This window comes from Candidatus Eisenbacteria bacterium (assembly GCA_016867495.1).
Classification (GTDB): Bacteria; Eisenbacteria; RBG-16-71-46; order CAIMUX01; family VGJL01; genus VGJL01.
On the sequence record VGJL01000243.1, the window covers coordinates 1 to 3334 of the forward strand.

3 protein-coding genes are annotated in these 3334 nt (G+C 68.1%); 2 read left to right on the plus strand and 1 reads right to left on the minus strand.

Features of this window, described 5'->3' with window-relative positions; genetic code table 11:
* The coding region (locus FJY88_12890) for a hypothetical protein (GenBank protein ID MBM3288225.1) at positions 1–601 on the plus strand (601 nt) is incomplete at its 5' end.
* Entirely contained in the window at positions 598–2853 is a 2256-nt protein-coding gene (locus FJY88_12895; GenBank protein MBM3288226.1) for a M28 family peptidase, read from the plus strand. The genes FJY88_12890 and FJY88_12895, both read left to right, overlap by 4 nt.
* 15 nt (positions 2854–2868) lie before the next feature.
* Here FJY88_12895 and FJY88_12900 read toward each other — a convergent pair whose 3' ends face one another.
* Positions 2869–3168, minus strand: coding sequence for a hypothetical protein (locus FJY88_12900; GenBank protein MBM3288227.1), 300 nt, complete (start codon positions 3166–3168; stop codon positions 2869–2871).
* Between the last annotated feature and the right edge of the window lie 166 nt (positions 3169–3334).

Sequence of the window (3334 nt, forward strand, 5' to 3'; positions counted from 1 at the left end):
CGGATGGGATCCGTCGATCGACATGCTCCTGGGGCTCGATCGATCCTTCGACGTCCTGTTCCTGGTCGGATATCATCCGGGGCCCGCGGTCCCCGGGGGAGTCCTCTCGCACACATTCACATCGCGGATCATCGATCTGCGCATCAACGGGAACCCCTGCAACGAGGCCGTCATCGCCGCCCTGCAGGCAGGGGAGCTCGGGATACCGGTGGGACTCGTCACCGGCCAGGCGGAGTTGCGCGACGAGATCGCTCCGACGATGTCCGATGCGGTCTTCGTCTCGACGAAGAGGGGGTTCGCCTACCAGGCGGCCCTGCTGGAGCCGATGACGGAGTTGCGGGAGAAGATCAGGGAAGGGGCCAGGGAGGCCGCCTCCCGCCGCGCCACGGGAGATTCGCTCCGCCCCTTCCGGCCCGATTCCCCGCTGCGCCTCGAGATGGAGCTATCGACGGTCGAGGCGGCGCTCGCCGCCGAGAGGCTCCCGGGGATGGAGCGCGTCTCCGCGGGCGGACTCGTCCTCACGGCCCCGGACGCCGGGACGCTCGTCAGACGCTTCTTCGGCACGCTCCAGGTCCTCTACGCCGTGCGCGACGCCCCATGACCCTGTCGGTCGGAGAGACCGTGGCGCGCCTGATCCTCCCCTGCGTCCTCTCCTACATCCTCGCCGCCTCGGGAGCCGGGCCGTCTCGCGGGAAGACGCTGGAGGAGGCCTTCAGCGGCGCGAGCGCCTGGCGGGCCGACAGCGTCCTCTCTTCTGCCCCCTTCGAGGGGCGAAGGAGCGGCACGGCGGGAGGGCGCGCCGCGGAGGAGTGGATCGCCGCGCGCTTCCTCGATTCGGGGCTCCTCCCGGCCTCGGCGGATCAGACCTTCTTCCAGGACTTCCCCGTGATCGGCTGCGAGGCGTCCAAGGCCTCTCTGGAGCTGCTGGACGGACCGTTCGGCAGGATCCGCTTCGTTCTTGGCGAGGACTTCACCCTCCTTCTGACGCCCGCGGACGGCAAGGTCACGGCCGAGGCTGTGATTGTCGGATACGGAATCGACTCTCCGCAGAAGGAAAGGAACGACTATGGCGATGTCCGGCTGGAGGGAAAGATCGCCGTGATCCTCCGCGAGCATGTCGAGGACGGCAGGGACTGGAGCGAGGAGTACAAGCGGACCCACACATTCGCCGCGGCGCGCGCCCGGGGAGCCGCGGCGGTCCTCTATGTCCAGGGGGAGCGTCCGGTCGCTGGGGCAGCGCTCGAGCCCGGCGTCCACGATCCCTCAGTCCCCGCGGGGTTCATCTCGAAGAGGATCGCCGACCTGCTTCTGCGCGAGACGGGATGGACGCTCGACGATCTGAAGGAGAAGCTGAAGGACGGGCCTCGCCCGGTAGCGACAGGCAAGCGGCTCCGATTCGAGGTCAAGGCCAAGAGGACCGAGCCGGCGACGGGGCGCAATGTCCTCGGAATGATCAGGGGAAGCGATCCAGTCTTGGGGAGCGAGGTCGTGATCTTCGGGGCTCATCACGACCACCTCGGGATCGACGCAGGCGGACATCTCTATCCGGGGGCGAACGACAACGCGTCGGGGACGGCTGTCGTGATCGAGATGGCGCGCGCGTCGAGGGAGTCCGGCTGGAAGCCGCGCAGGAGTGTCCTCTTCGTCACATTCGGAGGGGAGGAGATGGGGCTTCTCGGCTCGAAGCGCCTGGCGGCCCATCTTCCTTTCGACTCCTCGCGGGCGGTCGCGATGCTGAACCTCGACATGGCGGGCCACGGCGACGGCGGTTTCGGTCTGGCCGGCGGGACGAGGCTCGGTCCTCCTTATATTTCGTGGCGGGCAGGACTCGATTCGGTTCGCGCGGCCTCGTTCGAGGAGTACAGGCTAGACGGCGAGCACAGCGACTATAGTCCCTTCGCGGCCCGCGGGATACCCGCGCTATCGGCTTGGAGCCGCGGCCGGCATCATCGTTACCACGACATCGAGGACGAGGCGCGGCATGTCCCGCCCGAGAATCTCGAGGCTGTCGGCCGGGGCCTCGCTTCCCTCCTATTGTCGATCGCGGATCATCCCGAGCCGCTCGCTGACGGCTACGGCGTCGAGCGCGCGCTCCGCGCGGACGCCATCCAGATCGGATTCGCTCCCCTGGACGCGGCGATCCTCGTCGATCCCCTGCGCGAGACGCTCGACGGCGACGGCCGCATTGCGGGCCGCCTGGTCCTGTGCGATCAGGGACGGATCGACACCGGCGAGATCCTGCGCAGACTGGGCTCCCTCTCGAGCCTGACGGACGATCGGCCCTGGCTGAGAGTGATCGACGAACTCGGAGAGACCGGGGATGCCCGCGACGAAATGGCGGTCGCCCTCCTTCCCGTACTCGCCCTTCCTACCCTTGAGGGGATAGGCGCCTCCGGAGCGCGCGCCCTCTGCGCCGCCGGTCTCGCCGGGGCGATCCTGCCGAGCGGGGCGGCGATCCCCTCCCGAGAGGTATGCCGCGCCCTCGCCGATCAGGGCCGCTTCGTGATGGCCGGGAGCCTCAGTGGCTGGCGCGAGATCGCCAGAAGCATCTCTGATCTGCCCCTTCTCGTGCGGTGGGATCGGACCGCGGGAACTCCTCCCGCTCCCCCCGACTCGGCGGACCGCGGCCGCGTCCTTCTCGTCCTGCGCGTCGAAGGAGTGGCCGACTCGGCCGCGATGAGGGAGTCGATTGCTTCGTGGGGAGCGCAAGCGGTCCACATCGATATCGCGGCGGGCCTGGAAGTCGGCGTCGAAGACCGGGAGAGCCTGCAGTTCCTCGCATGGCTCCGCCGGCGGAGCTGGGCTGGAAAGGCTGTCGAGGCGCTGCTGGGAGGAAACCTGCGCCGGTTCTAGGCGGGTCCGATGGACTCAGGCGCTGTTCTTCGGCCTCTTCGGATCTTCGCCCCGTTTCTTCGGGAGCCTCTCCGGGTCTCTCTCCTGGCTCTTTCCCCGTCTCTTCTCTTTGCTATCCTCCTCGACGACCTTCTCTTCTGCCTCCCCCGCAACCCCCGGTATCACTAGATCGGTCTCGTCGAGGAGCCCGGGGTCTTCCTCCGGGTCCAGGTACTCTTGCCAGTTCTGTCTCTTTTCGATGATCCGATCGGGGCGCGCATGGCTCTTCTTCTTGCCGTGACGCTCCGGCCCCACCTTGAACGACCGCCGCTCCATCTCCTCTTCCGACCCGCCGTCTCGGGGACGGCTGTTCCAAGGTGGCGCCCTCGCCGGCCATTCGCCGGAGACGCGACGGCGCCGCCATCGCCACTTCCTATCGGCATACGCGCGCCGGGAAGTGGAGTGGATTCCGCCTGATCCCGGCGAGGAGACGATAGCATGG

Coding starts and splice junctions, on each gene's coding strand:
- FJY88_12895 (MBM3288226.1), top strand. CDS start 598: ATGACCCTGTCGGTCGGAGAGACCGTGGCGCGCCTGATCCTCCCCTGC.
- FJY88_12900 (MBM3288227.1), bottom strand. CDS start 3,168: ATGGAGCGGCGGTCGTTCAAGGTGGGGCCGGAGCGTCACGGCAAGAAG.